Origin of the sequence: Acidithiobacillus caldus ATCC 51756, assembly GCF_000175575.2 — a bacterium.
Taxonomy (GTDB): domain Bacteria; phylum Pseudomonadota; class Gammaproteobacteria; order Acidithiobacillales; family Acidithiobacillaceae; genus Acidithiobacillus_A; species Acidithiobacillus_A caldus.
In genome coordinates, this window is the sequence record NZ_CP005986.1 from 2397050 (window position 1) to 2419041 (window position 21992).

26 protein-coding genes and 1 pseudogene are annotated in these 21992 nt (G+C 64.2%); 9 read left to right on the forward strand and 18 right to left on the reverse strand.

The annotated features are described in order from the left end of the window. From ACAty_RS11660 to radC, 7 genes and pseudogenes are all read right to left on the reverse strand, one after another. Complete coding sequence (locus ACAty_RS11660; protein WP_014003452.1) at positions 1-840, reverse strand: S-methyl-5'-thioinosine phosphorylase; 840 nt, start codon at positions 838-840, stop codon at positions 1-3. Between the two features lie 3 nt (positions 841-843). After that, the gene (locus ACAty_RS11665) at positions 844-1389 is read right to left on the reverse strand and encodes a hypoxanthine-guanine phosphoribosyltransferase (RefSeq protein ID WP_004868825.1); all 546 of its coding nucleotides are present in this window, start codon (positions 1387-1389) and stop codon (positions 844-846) included. A gap of 4 nt (positions 1390-1393) precedes the next feature. Next, positions 1394-1771 (reverse strand): DsrE/DsrF/DrsH-like family protein, encoded by a 378-nt coding sequence (locus ACAty_RS11670; protein WP_004868827.1) that lies wholly within the window; start codon positions 1769-1771, stop codon positions 1394-1396. 104 nt (positions 1772-1875) lie between these two features. Next, positions 1876-2238: a YtxH domain-containing protein gene (locus tag ACAty_RS11675; protein WP_004868829.1), complete on the reverse strand. Its 363-nt coding sequence runs from the start codon at positions 2236-2238 to the stop codon at positions 1876-1878. A 48-nt stretch (positions 2239-2286) separates the two neighbouring features. Continuing rightward, a complete protein-coding gene (locus ACAty_RS11680; RefSeq protein ID WP_014003453.1) occupies positions 2287-2640 on the reverse strand; it encodes a hypothetical protein in 354 nt (117 codons plus the stop codon). A gap of 87 nt (positions 2641-2727) precedes the next feature. Then, positions 2728-3084: a diacylglycerol kinase gene (locus ACAty_RS11685; RefSeq protein ID WP_004868833.1), complete on the reverse strand. Its 357-nt coding sequence runs from the start codon at positions 3082-3084 to the stop codon at positions 2728-2730. Beyond that, positions 3081-3756: pseudogene (gene radC / locus ACAty_RS11690) on the reverse strand (RadC family protein). Before radC ends, ACAty_RS11685 begins: the two are co-directional and overlap by 4 nt. Positions 3757-3812: 56 nt before the next feature. Between radC and coaBC the strand changes: the two are divergent. Genes coaBC through ACAty_RS11705 form a run of 3 tightly spaced genes read left to right on the forward strand, consistent with a single transcriptional unit; the run spans position 3813 to position 6033 of the window. Then, positions 3813-5009, forward strand: coding sequence for a bifunctional phosphopantothenoylcysteine decarboxylase/phosphopantothenate--cysteine ligase CoaBC (gene coaBC / locus ACAty_RS11695; protein WP_004868837.1), 1197 nt, complete (start codon positions 3813-3815; stop codon positions 5007-5009). A gap of 8 nt (positions 5010-5017) precedes the next feature. Next, positions 5018-5470, forward strand: a complete 453-nt coding sequence (dut, locus tag ACAty_RS11700) for a dUTP diphosphatase (RefSeq protein ID WP_004868840.1) — start codon at positions 5018-5020, stop codon at positions 5468-5470. 20 nt (positions 5471-5490) lie between these two features. Then, positions 5491-6033 (forward strand): YqhA family protein, encoded by a 543-nt coding sequence (locus tag ACAty_RS11705; RefSeq protein WP_004868841.1) that lies wholly within the window; start codon positions 5491-5493, stop codon positions 6031-6033. A gap of 24 nt (positions 6034-6057) precedes the next feature. Here ACAty_RS11705 and dcd read toward each other — a convergent pair whose 3' ends face one another. The 11 genes from dcd to ACAty_RS11760 form a co-directional block, all read right to left on the reverse strand. Then, positions 6058-6624: a dCTP deaminase gene (dcd, locus tag ACAty_RS11710; protein WP_004868845.1), complete on the reverse strand. Its 567-nt coding sequence runs from the start codon at positions 6622-6624 to the stop codon at positions 6058-6060. Positions 6625-6630: 6 nt separating this feature from the next. Then, entirely contained in the window at positions 6631-7707 is a 1077-nt protein-coding gene (gene apbC / locus ACAty_RS11715) for an iron-sulfur cluster carrier protein ApbC (protein WP_004868846.1), read from the reverse strand. A gap of 30 nt (positions 7708-7737) precedes the next feature. Continuing rightward, entirely contained in the window at positions 7738-8049 is a 312-nt protein-coding gene (locus ACAty_RS11720; RefSeq protein ID WP_004868848.1) for an antibiotic biosynthesis monooxygenase family protein, read from the reverse strand. A 34-nt stretch (positions 8050-8083) separates the two neighbouring features. Then, positions 8084-8953, reverse strand: coding sequence for a 4-hydroxy-tetrahydrodipicolinate reductase (gene dapB / locus ACAty_RS11725; protein WP_004868850.1), 870 nt, complete (start codon positions 8951-8953; stop codon positions 8084-8086). Continuing rightward, positions 8911-10038, reverse strand: coding sequence for a molecular chaperone DnaJ (gene dnaJ / locus ACAty_RS11730; protein ID WP_004868852.1), 1128 nt, complete (start codon positions 10036-10038; stop codon positions 8911-8913). Before dnaJ ends, dapB begins: the two co-directional genes overlap by 43 nt. A gap of 62 nt (positions 10039-10100) precedes the next feature. Next, positions 10101-12014: a molecular chaperone DnaK gene (dnaK, locus tag ACAty_RS11735; RefSeq protein ID WP_004868853.1), complete on the reverse strand. Its 1914-nt coding sequence runs from the start codon at positions 12012-12014 to the stop codon at positions 10101-10103. Positions 12015-12056: 42 nt separating this feature from the next. After that, positions 12057-12635, reverse strand: coding sequence for a nucleotide exchange factor GrpE (locus ACAty_RS11740; RefSeq protein WP_004868855.1), 579 nt, complete (start codon positions 12633-12635; stop codon positions 12057-12059). 56 nt (positions 12636-12691) lie between these two features. Next, positions 12692-13732 carry a heat-inducible transcriptional repressor HrcA gene (gene hrcA, locus ACAty_RS11745; RefSeq protein ID WP_004868857.1) on the reverse strand — a complete coding sequence of 347 codons (1041 nt, stop codon included), beginning with the start codon at positions 13730-13732 and terminating at the stop codon, positions 12692-12694. Between the two features lie 150 nt (positions 13733-13882). Continuing rightward, a complete protein-coding gene (gene rpmG / locus ACAty_RS11750; protein ID WP_004868858.1) occupies positions 13883-14038 on the reverse strand; it encodes a 50S ribosomal protein L33 in 156 nt (51 codons plus the stop codon). Between the two features lie 24 nt (positions 14039-14062). Then, a complete protein-coding gene (gene rpmB, locus ACAty_RS11755) occupies positions 14063-14299 on the reverse strand; it encodes a 50S ribosomal protein L28 (RefSeq protein WP_004868860.1) in 237 nt (78 codons plus the stop codon). 164 nt (positions 14300-14463) lie between these two features. After that, the gene (locus ACAty_RS11760; RefSeq protein WP_004868863.1) at positions 14464-16011 is read right to left on the reverse strand and encodes a cryptochrome/photolyase family protein; all 1548 of its coding nucleotides are present in this window, start codon (positions 16009-16011) and stop codon (positions 14464-14466) included. A gap of 250 nt (positions 16012-16261) precedes the next feature. Here ACAty_RS11760 and ACAty_RS11765 point away from each other — a divergent pair, with 250 nt between their 5' ends. From ACAty_RS11765 to ACAty_RS11790, 6 genes are read left to right on the forward strand one after another with little or no spacing between them, the layout of a single operon-like run. Beyond that, a complete protein-coding gene (locus ACAty_RS11765) occupies positions 16262-17575 on the forward strand; it encodes an NAD(P)/FAD-dependent oxidoreductase (RefSeq protein WP_004868867.1) in 1314 nt (437 codons plus the stop codon). Next, positions 17554-18318 (forward strand): DUF1365 domain-containing protein, encoded by a 765-nt coding sequence (locus tag ACAty_RS11770; protein ID WP_004868868.1) that lies wholly within the window; start codon positions 17554-17556, stop codon positions 18316-18318. The genes ACAty_RS11765 and ACAty_RS11770 overlap by 22 nt, the downstream gene beginning before the upstream one ends. Next, the gene (locus ACAty_RS11775; protein WP_004868870.1) at positions 18315-19532 is read left to right on the forward strand and encodes an SAM-dependent methyltransferase; all 1218 of its coding nucleotides are present in this window, start codon (positions 18315-18317) and stop codon (positions 19530-19532) included. Before ACAty_RS11770 ends, ACAty_RS11775 begins: the two co-directional genes overlap by 4 nt. Then, entirely contained in the window at positions 19525-20079 is a 555-nt protein-coding gene (locus tag ACAty_RS11780) for a chalcone isomerase family protein (RefSeq protein ID WP_004868871.1), read from the forward strand. The genes ACAty_RS11775 and ACAty_RS11780 overlap by 8 nt, the downstream gene beginning before the upstream one ends. Next, positions 20076-21386: an MFS transporter gene (locus ACAty_RS11785; protein ID WP_004868873.1), complete on the forward strand. Its 1311-nt coding sequence runs from the start codon at positions 20076-20078 to the stop codon at positions 21384-21386. Before ACAty_RS11780 ends, ACAty_RS11785 begins: the two co-directional genes overlap by 4 nt. Further along, positions 21383-21976 (forward strand): DUF3833 domain-containing protein, encoded by a 594-nt coding sequence (locus ACAty_RS11790; protein WP_004868875.1) that lies wholly within the window; start codon positions 21383-21385, stop codon positions 21974-21976. Before ACAty_RS11785 ends, ACAty_RS11790 begins: the two co-directional genes overlap by 4 nt. The last annotated feature ends 16 nt before the right edge of the window (positions 21977-21992 follow it).

A 21992-nucleotide genomic window follows, 5' to 3' on the forward strand; every position in this document is an offset into this window, starting at 1 on the left:
TCAACGCTCTTGGACGGTGGCTTGCTTGAAGAGGGAATGGTGCAAGCGTTGCAGGGCCTCGGGTCCGACGGCCAGACCACAATCGCAGTCTGGGCAATCCGCCAACAGCGGCACCGTCGCCGCCAGTACCCGACGCACGCGCTCCATACCCTCGTGCATGACCTGATCGATGGCGGCCATGGTGATGGGCTCGGCGCTTTTACCGGCGGCAGGATTCACCACCAGGGCCAGAGGGGCGTAACATAGGCCGATTTCCCGGGCGAGAACGGCCTCGGGCATGCCCGTCATCCCGACGATGTCGCCCCCATCCCGCTCGATGCGCCGGATCTCCGCCGCTGTTTCCAGACGCGGACCCTGGGTGATGGCGTAGGTACCGCCAGCGACGATGGGCTGGGCAATGCGCTCACCCGCCGCCAGCAGGCGCTGGCGGATCTGGGCACAGTAGGGCATGGAAAAATCCACGTGGATGACCGAGCTGTCGCCACCCTCATAGAAGGTATTGGGACGCCCACTGGTATAGTCGATGAGTTGGTCCGGAGCACACAGAGCGCCGGGCACCATCGTCGCCGCAATGCCGCCCACGGCACCCACGGCAATCACGTGACGCACCCCCGCGTGATGAAGGGCCCAGATGTTGGCGCGATAATTGACGCGATGGGGCGGGATGGTATGCCCGTAACCGTGCCGCGCCAGGAAAATGACCTCCTGTCCCGCTAGGCGTCCGAAAGTCAGCGGTCCCGAGGCCTCACCGTACGGCGTGCGCACCACCCGGCGCCAGAGGATCTCCAGATTCTTCAGTTGGGTCAGACCACTGCCGCCAATGATGCCAACAATGCCCAAGGCTCAATCCTCCGTAAGCGCAAAGATGCCCGGAGCGTTGCGTCCCAGACCGCGCGCATCGAGCCCATAGCCAAAGACGAAGCGATCGGGCACTTCCAGACCCACATAATCCACCTCCACCTCACGTTCCCGTGGGCGACGCTTGCGCACCATCACCGCCGAGCACACCTTTGCCGCCCCGGCGTCGCGACAGAACTCCTGCAGGGCCAGCAGGGTGAGCCCCTCGTCCAGAATATCGTCTATCAGCAAGACGGTGGCATCGCGCAGGTCGGCACGCGGTTGCAGCCCCCAGACGAGATCGCCGCCCCGGGTCTCGGCACCGTAGCGACTGAGCTGCACACAGTCGAGATAGAGGGGGAAATGCAGGTGCGGCAGGATCTGCCCTACCACCACCACGGCGCCCGAGAGCACACAGAGCACCACCACGGGCCGATGCAGGGCACCGGCTTCCAGATCCCTGGTGATGGCAACGGCCATCCGCTGGATGGCCGCTTCGACCTCCGCCGCCCCATACAGGGGTTCGGCGGGGCCCAGGTGACTGGGGTGCATGGTCTTAGTAGGTAAAGGTCACGACATCGTCGTCCATGGCCTGCTCGATGACGTAAGCGCCACCGACCACGTCCGAGATCTCGGGAATCAGACCGTCCTTGTCCACATCCCAGAGCTCCAGCGTGGGCGTGCAGACGAAGAACTTCACACCGGCTTCGTGCGCGTCCTTGATGAAGTCGTACACGCTCTTGGGGCTACCGGGCATGACGTGCATCTTTTCCGCCACACCCTTCTTGGCCAGCTCGCCCGCGCGAGCGGTCAGCACTACCTCTACCTCGAAGTCCATGGCGGCAGCCACGGTGGCCTGGAAGAAAGGCGCGCCCAGCTCCTGGGGGTTGGCGGGATCGGTATTGACCATGACCATCAACAATTTATCTGCCATTTTCTACTCCTTGCCTAAGAATCCCGCACATAGTAACGGCGACGGCGCCCGGATGCACCATGAATTGATTGATTCGCGCATAAAATGCGCCATGGAGGGCGCGATCAATCGTCCCGACCGCCATCGAGCTCCGCCATCCGTCGCTGGCGGCTGGAGCGCAACAGAATTTCTCGCTCTTCGGCAAGGGCCCGTTTGGCCACGCGGATGGCCTCCTGCAGATCCTGGCGCTTGGCCTCGACCAGGTCACCGCCAGCATCCACAAGCTGCGCGGTTTTCTCCTGGATCTCCTCCAGCAGCACGTTGATGCGCTCTTCTGCTGCTTCCTGCAGGTCTTCCAGCTGCGCCCGCCCACGCTCCAGCGCGCGCCGCAGCTCTTCCCGCGTTTGCGCACCGCTGGCCGGTGCCAGCAGAAGGGCACCCACTGCACCCACGACCACCCCCAGGATAAAGCCTTCGGCATTTCGCATGGATCTCACTCCTTCGTTGACCAAACCCGACCGAGACAGCGCGGCTTTTCAGCGACGCCGGAAGAAATAACGCAAGCCAACCCGAACGGCACGATACCACAGACCGATCTCGCGCAGCGGCAGCACCAGCGTGTCCACGCTTTCGCGCAACTCACGATCGACATAGCGCAGACTGGCATCCACCCGTTCCACCTGACGGCCACCCAGCTTGATGAGGTGCTGGACTTGATGCACCGCCGTTTTCAGCTCAAAGAGCGCCGGCGACAGATCCTGCTCCACCCGCGCCAGCACCCGCTCCAGCCGCAGAAAGGTACGCACGACCACCCCCGCCGTGACCGCCAGAATCAGCAGGATCAATAACATGCAAACAGCGATGATCGTCAGCGCAGTACTGGTGCCCATGCCTCTTTGCCTTTTCCGTCCTTTACCGCTCAGTATAGCGGCCCGAGGCCGGCGGCGTAAAACGTCGATCCCCCAAACCCACGGGGATCACCCCAGCCGCGACCACACCAGAAAGATCGTCACCAGCACGGCGGCAACACCGAGGACCAGCACCGCCGCAGCCGCAAAATCCTTGACGCGACCGATGCGCGGGTCATATTCCGGACTCACCCGATCGGCCAGATTCTCGATGGCGGTATTGAGGAGTTCAGCGGCGAAGACCACCGCGATGAGGACGGTGACCAAGGCCCACCACAGCGGCGATGCGCGCAAGGCCAGCAACAGCACGACCGCAAAGAGCGCGGCCAGGAGCTCCGTGCGCAGGCTATGCTCCTCGGAAATGGCCCGGAAAAGGCCGCGCAGGGCATTGCGCGAACGCTGCCAGAGGGAACCGCGCTTGCTCACCAACCGCCCACCTCGCGCAGGGATACGGCTTGGGTCTCACCAACGACGAAATGGTCGAGAAGGCGGATGTCCAGAAGCTCCAGAGCCTGCTCCAGCCGCTGCGTCAGCTGGCGGTCGGCCAGACTGGGCTCCGCCACCCCCGACGGGTGGTTGTGGGCGACGATGAGGGCGGCGGCATTGAGCTCCCAAGGCCCGTTTCGCCACCTCACGAACGTAGACGCTGGCGGCGTCGATGGTGCCCTGGAAGAGTTCCTCGAAGCGCAAGACCCGGTGCCGATTGTCCAGAAACAGCACGAGGAAGACCTCCCGACTGCGATCCCGCAGGATCAGACGCAGATATTCCGCCACCCGCCGCGGCGAGTCCAGGGCTTCACCGCGGTGCCAGTTTTCCGCCATGTGGCGTCGCCCCATCTCCAGCACCGCCTGCAATTGCGCGTACTTGGCCATGCCCAGGCCACGCTCGGCGCAGAACTCGGCAGCACTGGCGGTGAGCAGACCGCGCAAACCCCCGAAGCGTTGCAACAAACCCCGCGCCATCTCCACCGCACTTTGCCCCTGCACCCCAACCCGCAGAAAGATGGCCAAGAGTTCAGCGTCCGACAGACTCGCCGCCCCTTTTTCCAACAAACGCTCCCGTGGCCGCTCGGCAACGGGCCAATCGCGGATGGTCATACGCTCCCTCCTTCACGTACACTGACGCCATGTTATTGGATAGCCCATTGAACGGTATGGACCCCCTCCATGGCAAGCGCATCCTGCTGCTCATCGGCGGCAGCATCGCCGCCTACAAGAGCCCGGAAATCCTGCGTCTGCTCCAGGCTCGGGGAGCTCGCGTCCGCTGTGTCCTGAGCACCGCCGGCGCGCGCTTCGTGACTCCGCTCACCCTCCAGGCCCTGAGCGGCGAGGCACCGCGCCAGGATCTCTTCGCTGCCGAAGAAGAGGCCGCCATGGACCATATCCGCTTGGCCCGCTGGGCCGACGCCCTGCTCTACGCGCCCATCTCCGCCAACGGTCTGGCCCGACTTGCCCTGGGATTGGCGGAGGATCTAGCCGGCACCATCGCCCTGGCCAGCCGCAACCCCCGTTTTTTGGTGCCCGCCATGAACTGGGCCATGTGGGAGCACCCTGCCACCCAGCGCCACGTCGCCCAGCTGCGCGACGACGGCGCCGTCTTCATCGGTCCCGAGGCCGGTGACCTGGCCTGTGGCGAAACGGGTAGCGGGCGCATGGTTTCCCCGGCGGACATCGTCGCGCGGCTGGCGTTGGAGCTCGGACCGGGAGACTGGCGGGGACGGCGGGTTCTGGTCAGCGCCGGACCTACCTGGGAAGCCCTGGATCCCGCTCGGGGTCTCGGCAACCGCGCCAGCGGCCGCCAGGGTTTCGCCCTGGCTCAGGCCGCCGCCGAGCGGGGCGCCGAGGTCCTCCTCGTGGCCGGTCCCTGCGCCCTCCCCACCCCCGTTGGCGTCCAGCGGCGCGATGTGGAATCCGCCCGGGACATGCTTGCCGCCATCCTCGAGGCACTCGGCGATCGACCCTACGATCTTTTCCTTGCCAACGCCGCCGTGGCCGATCATCGCCCGGCTTCGGCCTCCGCCATCAAGGGCCGCAAGGGTGAAATACCGGACTCCCTGCCCCTGGTCGCCAACCCGGATATCGTGGCGAGCGTCCATGCCTGCCCGCAGCGACCACACTGCATCGTCGCCTTCGCGGCGGAAACGCGCCCAGATGTCACCACCGCCGCGCGCAAGCTGTGGCGCAAGGGGGCCGACGTGGCCGTGATCAACGATCTCGAGGCCGGAGCCATGGGCGGTACGGAGAATGCCTGCACCCTGGCATGGGGAGAGCAAAGCCTGAACCTGCCCCGACAGAGTAAATTGTCCCTGGCCCGGGCCCTGCTGCGCGCCCTCGACCCCTGTCTCTCGTGAGGAAGCCTATGGAATCCATTGCCCTGCGCATACTCGATCCCCGCCTCGGGCGGGACTGGCCCCTTCCCCACTACGGCAGCGCCGATGCCGCCGCCATGGATCTGCGGGCCTGTCTGGAGGAGCCCCTGGAACTCCAGCCCGGCGAGACCGCCCTGGTCTCGGCGGGTTTTGCCATGCACATCGGCAACCAAGGTGTAGCGGCACTGCTCCTGCCGCGTTCCGGCCTCGGCCACCGGGGTCTCGTGCTGGGCAATCTCGTCGGGCTCATCGACGCCGATTACCAGGGGCCTGTCAAGATCTCCCTGTGGAACCGCAGCCAAAGCCAGCAGCGCATCGAGGTGGGGGAACGGGTCGCCCAGATGCTCCTGGTACCGGTACTGCGTCCCCAGTGGCAGGTGGTGGAGGAGTTTGCGCCCAGCCAACGTGGCGCGGGCGGTTTCGGCAGCACCGGCAGTCATTGAACGGGAGTCGGTAACAGACCATGCTGGAACGCGTTTTTGAATGGTTGCTCTGGAACTCCCGCTTCGTCGTGCTCTCGGCGGTGGTGGCGAGCCTTCTCGTCGCCTTCGGCATCTTCATCATGACCTCCGTGGACGCCTGGGCGCTCCTGGAGCACATCGCCCACTACAGCGTGGCTGTCCTGACCCAGGAGCAGCGTGCCGACCTCCACGCGGAAATCGTCGCCCACGCCGTCAGCATCGTCGACGGCTACCTCCTCGCCACCATCCTGCTCATCTTTGCCCTGGGGCTTTACGAACTCTTCATCAGCAAGATCGATATCGCAGGGGAGAGCAAGGGCTCACGCGTCCTCTTCATTCGCAGCCTGGACGAACTGAAGGATCGTCTGGCCAAAGTCATTCTGATGATTCTGGTGGTGAGTTTCTTCGAGCGGTCCTTGGCCATGCACGTCGGCACCTTCGTGGACCTCCTCTATCTCGCCATCGGCATTGCCCTGGTCGCCCTGGCCTTGTTCTTGAGCCACCGCGCCAGTGCTGGCCACGAGGACGGCAGGGAGGAACACTGAAGGCCGGAGCACTCCCCGAGGCCTTCAGGCCCGCGGCAAGGTGACTCCGGACTGGCCCTGGTATTTGCCGCGGCGATCGGAGTAGGAGACCTCACAGACTTCGTCGGACTCCAGGAAGAGCACCTGGGCGACTCCCTCATTGGCGTAGATCTTGGCCGGCAGGGGCGTGGTATTGGAAAACTCCAGGGTAACGTAGCCTTCCCATTCGGGCTCGAAGGGCGTGACATTGACGATGATGCCGCAGCGGGCGTAGGTGGACTTGCCCAGACAGATGGTGAGGACGTTGCGAGGGATGCGAAAGTACTCGACGGTCCGCGCCAGGGCAAAGGAATTGGGGGGGATGATACAGGTATCCCCTTCGAAGTCGACGAAGGAATCCTCGCTGAAATCCTTGGGATCGACGATGACGCTGCGCACATTGGTGAAGACCTTGAACTCGTTGGCGCAACGAATATCGTAGCCGTAGGAGGACAGGCCATAGGAAATGATGGGACGACCATCCACCTCGCGCACCTGTTGCGGCGCGAAGGGTTCGATCATGCCACGTTCCATGGCCATGGTGCGGATCCAGCGGTCGGATTTGATGCTCATGGCCAATCAGCGGTTCTGGATCACGATATTCGGGAACTTGTGGCTGTGATCCACCGCCTGCAAAGCAAGACGTCCAGCGGTATGCCGAGCCAGCTCCCGGTAGATCTTGGCCAGGGGCGAGTCCGGCGCGGCCACCACCGTCGGCGCGCCGTTGTCCGCCTCGTCGCGGATGCGCCGATCCAAAGGCACGGCGCCCAACAGTTCCACCCCGTACTGCTCGGCCATGAGGGCACCGCCGCCGTGCCCGAAAATATCGTCCTCGTTACCGCACTTGGGGCAGATGTAAAAACTCATGTTCTCGATGATGCCGAGGATGGGCACCCCGACCTTCTCGAACATCTTGAGCCCCTTGCGGGCATCCAGCAGCGCAATGTCCTGGGGGGTCGTGACGATCACGGCACCGGAGACCGGCACCTTCTGCGCCAGGGTCAGCTGGGTGTCACCGGTACCCGGGGGCAGATCGATGACCAGATAATCCAGTTCGCCCCAGCGGGTATCGGACAAGAGCTGCTCCAAGGCCTGCATGACCATGGGACCGCGCCACACCATGGGGGTCTCTTCGTCGATGAGAAAACCGATGGACATGGCCTTGATGCCGTGCCCTTCCAGCGGTTCCATCTTCTTGCCGTCCTTGCTGGTGGGCTTGCCGGAGATGCCGAGCATCCGCGGCTGGCTTGGGCCGTAGATATCGGCATCGAGCATCCCCACCGCCGCACCTTCCTGGGCCAGGGCCAGGGCGAGGTTGACGGAGGTGGTGGATTTACCCACACCGCCCTTGCCCGAGGCCACGGCGATGATGTTTTTGATGCCGTCGAGGAGCTTCACACCCCGCTGCACCTGATGCGAGTGAATCCGATGGCCGACCTGCACGGCGGCCTCAACACCCGTATCCCGCTCGATCTGCGCACGTATGCGTTCGCCAAGCTCCGCCGCCACACCGGCGCTGGGATAGGGAAGCTCGATCTCGACGCGGGCGTCGGTCACGCTCTTCAGCACCTTGGCGCTGGCCAGATCCCGGTTCAGATAGGGGTCCGTGATGGCTTTCAGGGACTGCTCTACCGTTTCCTTCTGCAATGCACTCATGACTCGACTCCCCGCCCCTTGCCCATGGTCTCACGGCTTGCCGGCGCTGATGATGACCTCGTGCTGTTCGATCCCGCCGCCCTCACCGAAGGCTTCCTTGGGCAGCGGGTTCTGGTGTGCCGCCTTGAAGTCGTCGCTGCGCATCCAGTTCTGGAAGGCCTCGCGATTTTCCCAATGGGTCAATACGATGTAGACCCCATTGTCGTCCACGGGGCGGAGTATTTCCATGCGCACGAAGCCCGGTTGCTTGTCCACTTCGCCGGCGCGTCGGCGGAAGCGCTCCTCGAAATCCTGGCGATACTCGGCCCGAACCGGAACCCGATTGGCAACGACGTAATGCATGAGTTCGATCTCCCGAAGGCGTTTCAGTGACCCCTTATCTTACGCGAGGCGCGGCCCGCAGACCAAGGACATCCTGCATGTCGTAGTGGCCGGGGCTGCGCTGCCGTACCCAGGATGCCGCCCGCAGCGCCCCCTCGGCAAAATTGCGGCGGCTGCCAGCGCGATGGGTCAGCTCCAGACGCTCACCCGCTCCGGCAAGCCACACGCTGTGCTCACCCACCACGTCGGCGGCGCGCAGACTCGCAAAACCGATGGAACCGGGCTGCCGAGGCCCAGGCGCCCCATTGCGATCCCAGCAGGCGACGGCATCCAGATCCACTCCCCGGCCCGCCGCCACGGCTCTGCCAAGCTGCAGGGCCGTGCCCGAGGGCGCGTCGCGCTTCTGTCCGTGGTGCGCCTCCAGGATCTCCACGTCGTAATCCTCGCCAAGGGCCGCCACTATCTGGGGCAGGAAGGCCGTGAGGACGTTGACCCCCACACTCATGTTGGGCGCCTGAACCAGGGGGATGGAGCGTGCCAGGGCATCGATCTCGGCCTGCTGCTCGGCGCCAAAACCCGTGCTCCCCAGGACCACCGCCCGGCCACTGGCGGCCGCGGCGTGAAGGTGTTTCAGGGCGATGTCCGCGGGCGCAAACTCGATGAGCACGTCAAAATCGTCGAGGACCGCGTCCAAGCGGTCGCAGACCACAACACCCAGATCCCCCACCCCTGCCAGCCGCCCGGCGTCCTCGCCGAGGTAGTCTGCGCCGGGACGACCGATGGCGGCACCGAGGCGCAGATCCGCGTGCTCGACAAGGGCCGCAACCAGGGCACGTCCCATCCTGCCCGCCACCGCATCCACCGCAACTCGAGTCGGCGCCATCAGAAGCCCATCCGATCCACGAAATCCTTCACCTTGTTCCACCAGCTCTCCTGCTGCGGATGCTGAACCTCCTCGCCGCGCTCATTGGCGAACTCCTGCAGGAGTTCGCGTTGGCGCGCCGACAGGTGCACCGGAATCTCCACCTGCAGACGGCAATGCAAGTCGCCCGTGAGCTTGCTACGCACCCCCTGTACCCCCTTGCCGCGCAGTCGAAACACGGCTCCGGACTGGGTGCCGGGATTGACCTGTATCCGGGCGCGACCGGTCAGGGTCGGAATCTCCAGCTCTCCACCAAGAGCCAACGTGGTGAAGCTCACGGGGACTACGCAGTGGAGATCGTCGCCATCGCGCTCGAAGAGGGGATGTGGACGCACCCGAATCTCGATGAACAGATCCCCCGAGGGCGCACCCCGCTCCCCCGCTTCACCCTCACCGGCAAGGCGGATGCGATCCCCCGTATCCACCCCCGCCGGAATCTTGACTTCGATGCTGCGCGTCTTACGCACCCGCCCATGCCCGTTGCATTGCGGACAGGGCTCCTTGATGATCCGGCCCGAACCGCCACAGTCGGGACAGGGGCGGGTGACGGAAAAGAAACCCTGCACCATGCGCACCTGCCCACGTCCGCCGCAGGTTCGGCATTCCACGGTGCTGCTGCCGGCCTTGGCACCGCTGCCGCCACAGCTTTCGCAGACGCTGGAGCTGGGGATGGAAATGGTGACGGTCTTGCCCTGGGCTGCTTCCTCCAGGCTGAGTTCCAGTTCGTAGCGCAGGTCGGCCCCACGCCCCGGGTCGCGTCCGCCAAAACCGCGCCCGAAGGCCTGCTCGAAGAGATCCCCGAAGATGTCGCCAAAACCACCGCCGGCAAAGCCGCCAGCACCGAAGCCCGGCCCGCCGCCACCCTGGACGCCGGCGTGGCCAAAGCGATCGTAGGCCTGCCGCTTCTGTGGATCGGAAAGCACCTCATAGGCCTCGCTGATCTCCTTGAAGCGTTCCTCCGCCTGGCTGTCTCCGGGATTGCGGTCCGGGTGGTAGCGCATGGCAAGGCGACGGTAGGATTTCTTGATCTCACCGTCGTCCGCCGTGCGGCTGACCTCGAGTACCTCGTAGTAATCTCTGCTCGCCATGTACCTGCTTCCAGAATGGGCAAAGGGAGGCCGTGCGCCTCCCCTTCCGCTTTACCGAAGATTTACTTCTTGTCGTGGACTTCCTCGAACTCCGCTTCCACCACATCGTCGTTCTTGGCTTGCTCACCGGCACCGGACCCCGCACCGGTACCATCCCCGGCGGCACCGGCTCCGGCGTGCTGCAGGAGGGTGGACACGGCTGCCATGAGGCTGGCCACCGCACCCTTGATGGCCTCCACATCCTCGCCCTTGACCGCCGCCTCCACCGCGGCAATGGCGTCATTGACCTTGGCCTTTTCCGCCTCGGGAGCGCTGGCGTGCTCGGAGAGTGCCTTGCGCGCACCGTGCATGCTGGCGTCCGCCTCGTTACGGGCCTCGATGAGGGCGCGCGCCTTCTTGTCTTCGGCGGCGTGCGCCTCGGCCTCCCGCACCATGCGCTGGATCTCTTCTTCACTGAGACCAGAGCTTGCGGTGATCTTGATGGACTGCTCTTTGTTGGTCTGCATGTCTTTGGCGGAAACGTGCAGGATACCGTTGGCATCGATGTCGAAGGTCACCTCGATCTGCGGCACACCGCGCGGCGCCGGCGGGATGTCCGTCAGGTCGAAACGGGCCAGGGACTTGTTGTCCCGCGCCAGTTCCCGTTCACCCTGCAGGACGTGTACCGTCACCGCCGACTGATTGTCCTCCGCCGTGCTGAAAATCTGCGACTTGCGGGTCGGGATGGTGGTGTTCTTCTCGATGAGCTTGGTCATTACCCCACCCAGGGTCTCGATACCCAGGGACAGTGGGGTCACGTCCATGAGCAGCACGTCCTTCTTGGCGCCCGAAAGAACCGCACCCTGCACCGCGGCACCGATGGCCACGGCTTCGTCGGGATTGACATCCTTGCGCGGGTCCTTGCCGAAGAAGTCCTTGACCTTTTCTTGCACCTTGGGCATGCGCGTCTGACCACCCACCAGGATCACGTCGGTGATCTGACCCGTGGACAGGCTCGCGTCCTTCATGGCCACCCGGCAGGGCGCCATGCTCCGGTCGATGAGGTCCTCCACCAGGGACTCCAGCTTGGCTCGCGTCAGCTTCATGTTGAGGTGCTTCGGACCCGTCTGGTCGGCGGTGATGAAGGGCAGATTGACGTCGGTCTGCTGCGCCGAGGACAACTCGATCTTGGCCTTTTCCGCCGCCTCCTTGAGCCGCTGCATGGCCAGACGGTCGTTGCGCAGATCGATACCCGACTCGGCCTTGAAGGAATCGGCCAGGTAATTGATGACGCGATTGTCAAAGTCACCGCCGCCCAGGAAGGTGTCACCGTTGGTGGACAGCACTTCGAACTGATGCTCCCCGTCGAGCTCGGCGATCTCGATGATGGAGATGTCGAAGGTGCCACCACCCAGGTCGTAGACAGCGATTTTGCTGTCGCCCGGATTCTTGTCCTCGCCAAAGGCCAGGGCCGCCGCCGTCGGCTCGTTGATGATGCGCTTGACCTCGAGGCCGGCGATGCGCCCCGCATCCTTGGTGGCCTGACGCTGGGCGTCGTTGAAATAGGCGGGCACCGTCACCACCGCCTCCGTCACCGTCTCGCCCAGATAATCCTCAGCCGTCTTCTTCATCTTCTGCAGGATGTAGGCCGATATCTGCTGGGGCGAGTAGCGCTTGCCGCGCACCTCCACCCAGGCGTCGCCGTTGTCCGCCTTGACGATCTTGTAGGGGACGTGCTTCATGTCCTTCTGCACTTCCGGATCGTCGAACTTGCGTCCAATCAGACGCTTGACCTCGTAGATGGTGTTCTCCGGGTTGGTGACCGCCTGGCGCTTGGCCGCCTCGCCCACCAGAACCTCGCCCTCCTCAGTAAAGGCGACGATGGAGGGCGTGGTGCGCTTACCCTCGCTGTTCTCGATGACCTTGACCTTGTCCCCTTCCATGATGGCCACGCAGGAATTGGTCGTGCCCAGATCGATGCCGATGACTTTTGCCATGTGTCTGTCTCCTGATTTCTGAATGGATTCGCTTGCGAATGCTTACTGACCCTGACTGTCGGAGCCCGGATCCCGGCCCGCTTCCCCGCTGGCGGCCTTGGCCACGGTAACCATGGCTGGACGCAAGAGGCGGTCGTGGATGACATAGCCCTTCTGATGCACGGCCAACACCCGGTTCGGCTCCCCTTCCGCCTCCACCATGGCAATGGCCTGGTGACGATGGGGATCGAAACGCGCCGCCTCGGCCTCCACCGGCGCCACGCCCGCCTTGGCCAGAGCCTGAAAGAATAGACTCAGGGTGTTCTCCAGCCCCTGGCGCAACTGGGCCACGCCCTCACCGCCCGCCACCGGCGTCGACAAGGCCAACTCGAGGCTGTCCACCACCGGCAGAAGCTCTCGGGCAAAACGCTCGACGGCATAATTGCGCGCGTCCTCCATCTGCCGCTCCAGCCGTTTGCGCAGATTCTCCATATCCGCCAGCGCGCGCAGATAATCGTTGCGATACTGCTCTGCCTGCTCTTGCCAGTTGGGCTCCGGCTGCGCGGCATCCGCGTCCTTGCCGACCCCCTCTGCCGCCGCCTTTTCCGTGCCCTGCTGATCCTGCTGTTCCGCTTCTGTCATGGCCAAACCGCTCCTTCATTGCCCCGCATCAGATATGGGGCGCGCCAATCGCCATTTCAAGGGTGACCGGGCAACTCCGAGGACAGGGCCTTGCCCAAGGCCCGCGCCGTGCCGTCCACCAGGGGAATGATCTCGTGATAGGGCATGCGCATGGGACCGATGACGCCGATGACGCCCACCACCTCGCCATCGACGCTGTAGGGCGCCGCCACCACGCTGCAGTCGGCCAGAGGGGCATAACCCGACTCCTCGCCGATGAACAGACGGACATCGCTCCCGCGCACACTCTGGTCCAGGAGGTGTACCAAATCGCGTTTACGCCGCACCGCCTGCAGGAGTTCGCGCAGGCGCTCGTTATCGGCAAAGTCCGGCAGATCCAGCAGTTGCAGCTCCCCTTCGATGAGGATGCGCTCGGCGTCGGCATCGAGCATCTCCTCACCCAGCTCCATGGCGTTGCGCAGGATGCGGTCCAGTTCGTCGCGATTGTCCTGCAGGTCACGCTGCAACTGCCACAGAATGTCCTGGAGGGGTCTACCGCCGTACGTGGCATTGAAATAGTTGGCAGCCTGGGCCAGCTGACCCTGATCCAGGGCTTGCTCGACGCGGATGAGCCGGTTCTCCACATCGCCCCGGTCGGTGACGAAGATGGCGAGCACCTCGCGCTCCCGCAGCGCGAGGAAATCCACGTGTCGAAGAATCCGCGTCGCACGCCGCGGCACACGGACGAAGCCGGCCATGCGGGTAAGCTGCGACAGCACCTCGGTGGCCGCGTGCAGGACCTCGTCGGTATCGGGTATGTGCTCGCCGATGTGCCGCAACACGAGACGCCGCGCCTCCGGGGCAACCGGCAGGGTCTGCAGGAGCGAATCCACGAAAAAACGATAACCGGCCCGGGTAGGCACGCGCCCGGCGGAGGTGTGGGGGGCCATGAGCAGACCTTCGTCCTCCAGGTCCGCCAGTACGTTGCGCACCGTCGCGGCACTGATCTGCAAACCGGAATCCCGGGCAAGCTGACGGCTGCCCACGGGCACGCCGCTGGCGATGTGTTGTTCGATGAGCTGTTTGAGGAGATGCTGGGCGCGAGCATCCAAAGCCATAGAAACCTCCCCGCCGAGTCAACGCCTGGTGCGGGCTACACCCCGTGCACAGCCCTTAGCACTCAACCCTCGCGAGTGCTAACACTGTATCAGAGCCGCGCAGATCACGCAAAGCGATGGCGGCAGGGCCCCAAGGCCCGGCGGCGCCGATTACTTGATCTTGTCTTCCCGATAGGCGACGTGCTTGCGCGCCTTGGGATCGTACTTCATGAACTCCAGCTTGTCCGGAGTGGTCTTCTTGTTCTTGTTGGTGGTGTAGAAATGTCCCGTTCCCGCGGTGGACACCAGTTTGATCTTGTCACGCATGATAAGCTCCCGAGTCCGGTTGTCTTAAATCTTTTCGCCCGCGGCACGCAGCTCCGCCAACACCACGTCGATACCCTTCTTGTCGATGGTGCGCATGCCTTTGGTGCTCACCCGCATCCGCACCCAGCGCTGCTCGCTCTCTACCCAGAAGCGATGGTACTGGAGGTTAGGCAGGAAACGTCGACGCGTCTTGTTGTTGGCGTGGGAAACGTTGTTTCCGGCCATGGGCTTCTTGCCCGTGATCTTGCATACTCTGGACATGGCAACATCCCTCTGAAAAAGGGGCACTTTATATCACAGCAATCGGGCACTTGCCAGCCCCGGGGCGGCATCGCCCAGCCGCCGCGAGCCCGCGACGCTCGGCCAGTGTTCGGCCCGGGATAGCGCCCTTCACCGGGCTACATCCTTGGCCCCGCCCACAGCGCTCAGACGCCCTTCGCCCAGGTTTCCCTCAGCTTATTGGCCGCTTGCTGGATCTCGGCGCGCGTTGCCGCATCCAGAGATTCCAGGTGCTTCCACTGCAGGGCCGTGCGCGGGTGGCGGGCAAAGGGGTCGGCATGGCGTATCAGGAAATCCCAGTACAAGGTGGTGAAAGGACAGGCCTTGGCGCCGACACGCTCCTGCGGTCGATAGGGACAGCGGGCACAATGGCCGGTCATGCGCGCGATATAATGGCCACTGGCCACATAGGGTTTGGAGGCGACCCGCCCGCCATCGGCGTATTGCGACATACCCAGAACATTGGGCAATTCCACCCACTCCACGGCGTCTACATAGATGGCCAGGTACCAGGCGTGAATCGCCTTGGGTGCTACCCCCAGGAGCAAGGCAAAGAGGCCCGTGATCATGAGGCGCTCGATGTGGTGGGCATAGCCGTAATCCAGGGTCCGTTGCAGCACATCCCGCAGACAGGCCATGTCTGTCTGCGCCGACCAATAGAACTGCGGCAGGGGCTGCTCCGCGCCCAGGGCATTCTCCTCTAGATAGTCGGGCATGTAGCGCCAGTAGATACCACGCACGAATTCCCGCCAGCCGAGGATCTGGCGCACGAAACCCTCGGTGGCCGCAAGGCTTGCCTCGGCCCTGGCGTGGGCACCCAAGGCCGCCTCGATGACCCGTTGCGGATGCAGCAGCCCAAGATTCATGGCGGCGGACAGGCGCGAGTGATAGAGCCACACTGCGCCGGGCCAGGATGCATCCTGAAAACTGCCGAAGCTCGGCAGCCGCTGGGCGATGAAATCCTCCAGTGCGGCCTCGGCCTCGATCATGGTCACTGGCCAGTCGAAGTGCGCGAGGCTGCCGGGATGATCCGGGAACTCTCGCTCCACCACGGTCAATACCTCCCGGGTAATGGCGTCTGGGGCAAAGGCCAGTGGTTCCGGTAACCAGCCCGGTCCAGCCTTGCCAAAACTGTGGCGGTTCTCGCTGTCGTAATTCCAACGGCCGCCGAGGGGCTGATCGCCCTCCATGAGTATCCCGGTGCGTCGACGCGCGTGGCGGTACCAGAATTCCATGCGATGCTGACGCTGCGCTCCGGCCCAGCTCTGGAACTCCTCCCGGGTAAAGAGAAACTGGCTTGCCGGCCAGAGCTCGAACTCCGTTCCAGCGGCGTTGGCCAGGTCCCGCAGCCCCTCGGCCAATGCCCAGGTCCCCGGCTCGTGCAGGGCCAATCGCTGTGGGGCAAACCGTCGTAGGGCAGCCGCTACCGCCGTCACCAGGTCGTCGTAAGGATGTTCCGCCAGCGCCCAGTATTCCACCCGCAGACCGCGCTGGCGCAGGGCCTCGGCACCATGGCGCATGGCGCTGAGAAAGAGGGCAATTCGCGCCTTGTGCGACCACACGCGCTGCGCTTCGGCGCGCGCTTCCACCAGCAGGCACAGATCTCGCTCGGGATCTACCGTGGCGAGATGCGGGCTGTGCAGGTCCAGATGATCCCCCAAGAGCAGCACCAGACGGCGCACCGGCTTCGACATAGTTCTACCTCCCGAACAGGACAGCCCACCCATCGTTTTGGTCGGCACCGCGGCTGCCGCCACGATGGAGAGGACAGCGGGCAAGGCGCAGATCGCCCTTGCACGACGCCATCGATTTGTACTATACATAAATTCAACAGACACAGAACAGGTTCACCAGGGGGAGCTGTGGCATCCGCGTCGGCAACGCTTGCGTAATGGCAAGGAGTGGAGCGGCACACGAGCTCTCGCAGCTAAAGGAAAGTGAAGGATGCGTGTAGCAGTCATTGGAAGCGGCATAGCGGGTCTCGGGAGCGCCTGGCTTTTGCGTCAACAGCATCACGTCACCCTCTTCGAGGCAGACTCCCGTCCAGGTGGCCACACCCACACCGTCGACATTCCCTGGAATGGGCGCAATATCGCCGTGGACACGGGGTTTCTCGTATGCAACGACTGGACCTACCCGCATCTGCTCGGCCTCTTTGCCGAAATCGGTATCGAGACGGCTCCCAGCAACATGTCGTTCAGCGTCCGCATCCGCGAGTGGGACTTGGAGTGGAGCGGAACCGACCTCGCCGCGCTCTTCGCGCAACGGCGTAATCTCGCACGGCCGAAGTTCTGGAACCTGCTGCGCGATATCCTGCGTTTCAATCGCGATGCCAAGGCCTGGCTACGCTCCGCGGCGGACGATTGCACGCTCGGCGAATTCCTCCAGCGCGGCGGCTACGGGCTGTGGTTTCGAGAGGGCTACCTGCTACCCATGGCGGCGGCCATCTGGAGCTGCCCCGTGGCCCGGATGGCGGACTATCCCGCCCGCTCGCTCCTGCATTTTTACGAGAACCACGGGCTGCTCAACGTATTTCGACGACCCCAGTGGCGCACCGTGCAGGGCGGCGGCCGCGAATACGTACAGCGCATCCTCGCGCAACTGCCTGATGTCCGCCTTGGCCAGGCGGTATCCGCCCTGCGCCCCGCCCACGGCGGCGGCATCCTCGTCCACACGGCGGCAGGCGCTGAACACTTCGACCTCGTGGTCTCGGCCGTACACAGCGATCAGGCCGAGACGCTGGTGCGGGATTCGTGGCCTGCTACGGCAGACGCCCTGAGTGCCATTCCCTACCAAGAAAACCAAGCCTGGCTGCACCACGACCGCAGTTTCCTGCCGAAGCGCGAAGCCGCCTGGTCGGCCTGGAATTTCCATCAGGAACAGCAGCGGGACGGGCAGCGCGTCGTCGCCGTGAGCTACCTCATCAATCGCCTGCAGCCCCTGGATGTGGACGAGCCCATCATCGTCACCCTGAATCCCGAGCGTGAACCCGATCCCACTTTGGTGTGGCGCCGGATCCAGTATGCCCACCCCGTTTTCGACCACGCCGCGTTGTCGGCGCAGGAAGCCCTGCGTGCACGCCAGGGGATGGATGGACTGTATTTTGCCGGTGCCTGGCTGGGTCACGGTTTTCACGAGGACGGCCTGCGCAGCGCCGTCGCCGTCGCCAACGCCCTGGGTATCCTCGCGCCATGGCAGGACGCCGCTGAAACCTGCGCAGCCCCGGAGGAGGTCTTGTGTCCCCAGCCAGCCCTGTAAAAGGCGCGCTACTGTCGAGCGAGGTGGTACACCGGCGCCTGCAGCCGCGTCGGCCGGGCTTTCGCTACGGGGGCTTCCACCTGTGCTTCGACCTGGGTGACGAGTCAGCGGTGCAGCGGGTCTTGTCCGGCTTCTGTCCAGTACGTTTTCGTGTGGCGGACCACGGCGCCCGCGACGGCAGTCCGCTCTTGCCCTGGATCCAGGATATTTTTTCCCGACATGGCATCGTCGCCGAGCGCATCGTGTTGGTCTGTTATCCGCGCCTGTGGGGATACACCTTCAAACCCGTGAGTTTCTGGCTGGGTTTGGATGCGGCGGGCCACCTGCGCGGGGTGCTGGCGGAGGTCAACAATACCTTTGGCGAGCACCACAGCTACGTCCTTGCCCACGACGATCGTCGCCCCATCGCCGCCCAAGACTGGCTCGAGGCCCACAAGGTCTTCCACGTCTCACCCTTCTTCAGCGTTGCGGGCCACTATCGCTTTCGCTTTGGTCTCGATGCGCGACACTTTCGGGCCGACATCCACTACCTGGACGACTCCGGCCAGGTGCTGCTCGTCACCCAGCTGGCGGGTGAGCGTCGGGGTCTCAGTCGCGCCGCCATCTGGCGCAGTGTGGCGCGCTATCCCCTGATGACCCTGGCCGTCACCGGACGCATCCACTGGCAGGCGCTGAAGCTCTGGCGTACCCACATTCCCTTCCATCCCAAACCCCATCCCCCTTCCGAGGAGATCAGCTCATGAATACCGTTACCGCGACCCCGGCGCGGCGCAATACCCGTCTGCCCACCTCGGCGCGCTTGCTCTTCAATCTGTTGGAAAGGCTGCCGGAGGGACGTCTGACGGTGCGCGGCCCCAGTGGCGAGATCTGGACCTTCGTCGGCGAGGTCGATGGGATCGAGGCCGAATGGCTCATCCACGACTGGGCGGCGGTCAACGCCACCCTGCGCGATGGCGACATTGGTTTCGGTCGCAGCTACCGTGAAGGGAGCTGGGACAGTCCCGATGTCACGAGCCTGATCCGCCTGGCCCTGCGCAATCGCCACCTATTGGAGCAGTACATCCAGGGACACTGGGCGCGGCGCGGGCTGTACTGGCTTGCCGATCGGCTGTTGCGGCGCAATAGCCGCACGGGCAGTCGCCGCAACATCGCCCAGCACTACGACCTGGGCAACGACTTTTATCGCCTTTGGCTCGATCCCAGCATGACCTACTCCAGCGCCTACTATGGCAACCAGCGCGAGCAGAGCCTGGAGTCGGCCCAGCAGGCCAAGTATCAGGCCGCCCTGGAGGCTCTGCAGCTGCAACCCGGCGCGACGATCCTGGAGATTGGCTGTGGCTGGGGAGGCTTTGCCGAGCATGCAGCCCGTCGCGGTTATCGCGTGCGCGGCCTGACCCTGTCCCGGGAACAGCGCCAATACGCCGAAGAGCGCATTGCCCAGCGCGGACTCGCCGAGCTCGCCAGTTTTCACTACCAGGATTACCGCGACGAGGTGGGCCACTACGATGGTATCGTCTCCATCGAGATGTTCGAGGCCGTGGGCCAAAAGTGGTGGTCCACCTATTTCGGCCAGATCCGCCAACTGCTGCGGCCCGGTGGCCGGGCGCTGATCCAGACCATCAGCATTCGCGATGACCGCTTCGAGCGTTACGCCGGTGGTTCGGACTTCATTCGCCGCTACGTCTTTCCCGGCGGCTTCTTGCCTTCACCGGCGCGCTTCTCCCAGAGCCTGGTGGCGGCGGGGCTGCAGGTGCTGGGCCGTCTCGATTTTGGTCTGGACTATGCCACCACCCTGCAGCATTGGCGCGAATCCTTCGATCGTGAGACCAAGGCCCTGGGCGAGCTTGGCTTCGACGCCGCCTTCCGCAGGCTGTGGCGGTTTTACCTCAGCTACTGTGAGGCGGGCTTCGCCGAGAGAGAGCTGGACGTTGGCCAATGGACGCTCTGCCATGCGTGATCGGCGCCCACAAGGTCTCGTGGCGGTGCTGCTGCTGGTCGCGGCCCTCGGCGCGCCCGCGTATGCCGCAGCGGGCGTCGACGTCCCCCTGCCCGAACGCGCGGCGGCACAGGTGGAAGGTTTGCATCTCCTCGGCGCCGGACATCTGAACTGGTTCGTCTTTAGCGTCTACGATGCCGCGCTGTACGTCACCGGCACCAGCTACTCGCCCGAGCGCCCCTTTGCCCTGGCCATCCGCTACGAGCGCAATTTCAGCGCCGCCGAACTTGCCCGTACCTCCCTCAAGGAAATGCTCAAGCTCAACCCCGATGGCCATGCGCACAAGGCACGCTGGGCGCAGGATCTGGAACGGGCCTTTCCCAGCGTCAAGAGCGGCGATGTGCTGGTGGGCCTCTGCGTTCCCGGCCAATACACCGAGTTCTTTTTCAACGGCAAGCCCTTCAGCCGCGTCGACGATCCGAGCTTCGGTCCTGCCTTCTTCAGCATCTGGCTGAGCCCGAAAACCCCCGTCCCCGAGTTGCGCAAGGCCCTGTTGGGGGACTCGTGACGGCGCGCCCAAGGCACACTCTGGGCTGGCTCGCCGGCCGTCCGGCAGCACGTCTGCTCGCGGCCTACGCGCCCCTGGGTCTGCCTCTGGCCTTTGGAGCCCTGCCCGTCTACCTCCTCATTCCGCACCTCTACGCTACCCGTTACGGCATGTCTTTGGCGCTCCTCGGCGGGCTCTTGCTAGTGCTGCGTCTTGCCGATGCCGTGCTGGATCCCCTCATCGGCCACTGGAGCGACCTGTGGGCCGAGGTCGCCGGGAGCCGGCTGCGCCTGATCCTGGCCGGGATACCCGGGATGATCCTGGGATTTTTTCTGCTCTTTCAGCCTTGGCAGCAGGTGGGTCTGGTGCCCAGTCTGGCCCTGGCCTTGGCCATCTTCTATGTGTCGTACAGCCTCACCAGCCTCAATTATCAGGCGCTGGGCGCAGAATTGACCCAGGATTACAACGGTCGCACCTGGTTCACCACCGCTCGCGAGGCAGGGGCGCTGGTGGGTGTGCTTCTCGCCGCGGCCTTGCCCCAGTTTCTGGAAAGGCGCTTTGGCGCTGGCCCCGGTCTCGACATTTTCGTGCTGGTCTTCGCGCTGACCTTGGTCACGGCCTTCGCGCCGCTGTGGCGACCAGCGATGCGGCGGCCGGTGACCGGCAACCGCAAACCCTGGTGGACCTTCTACGAGCCCTTGCGCCGACCGCCGTTGCGCCGACTGCTGGAGGTGTACACCCTGTCGCAGATGGGTAATGCCATTGCCGCGACCCTGTTCTTTTTCTTCGTCGACGAGATCCTCCACTCCAAGGTCCTGGCGCCACTCTTTCTTTTGGTGTACTTCCTGTCCGGGGCCTTGGGCATGCCCGTCTGGCTTGCCCTGTCGACGCGCCTCGGCAAGGCCCGCACTTGGTCCTCGGCCATGCTGCTCAGCATCCTGGCCTTTACCAGCGCCGTGTTCCTGGGACCTGGCGATGCCTGGGCCTACGGGGCCATCTGTGTCCTCACGGGGCTGACGCTAGGTGCCGATCAGGCCCTACCGCCGAGCATTCTTGCCGACCACACCGATTACGACAGCGATGCACGTGCCGGTAATTATTTTGGCCTGTTCAATTGGGTTGCCAAGGCCGCCACGGCCCTGGGCGCCGGCATCATTCTACCCCTGTTGCAGTGGTCGGGTTTTCGCCCGGGCGAGCACCTGTGGTTACTCAGCATCGCCTACGCCATCGTCCCTGCCCTCATCAAGGTGGCGGCCATACTGCTCATGGAGCTTCGGGCCGTCGAAGCGCAAAGCACCGTAGTACTCAAGAAGGGAGTTGCCTCATGAAGACCACAAGCAAAGTCGTCCTCGGTGTTGCGGTTCTGGCCGCCCTGTCGGGCTGCGCCACCGTGCCCAAGGACTATGCCCATACGACACCCAAATTCAGCCTCAAGGAATTCTTCAACGGCCCCATCGTTGCCACAGGCATGTTCCAGAACCGGTCGGGCAAAGCCGTCAACCGTTTCGTGGTGCGCATGATGGGTACCTGGGAGGGCAATCAGGGAACCCTGGTGGAGCATTTCACCTACATCGATCCCGATGGCAAGAAGACCTACGCCGACCGCACCTGGCACCTCACCCAGGTCAATGACCATGAGTTCACGGGCACGGCCGAGGGCTCGGCGGGAGACGTGAAAAGCGCCGCGGGCAAGGCCTATGGCTTTGCCCTGCACTGGAGTTACGACGTCAAACAACCCGTTGGCAAGAGCTTCTACAATCTCCACGCCGACGACTGGATGTACATGATCGAGCCGGACGTCGTCATCGATCGCACCGATGTCACCTGGTATGGCATACACGCAGGGGAAATCACCCTGGAGATGCACAAGCTCCCGGACACCGCCGCCAATCGGGCCATGGTGATGGCGGCGCACTGAGGGGAGACTTCCCGAA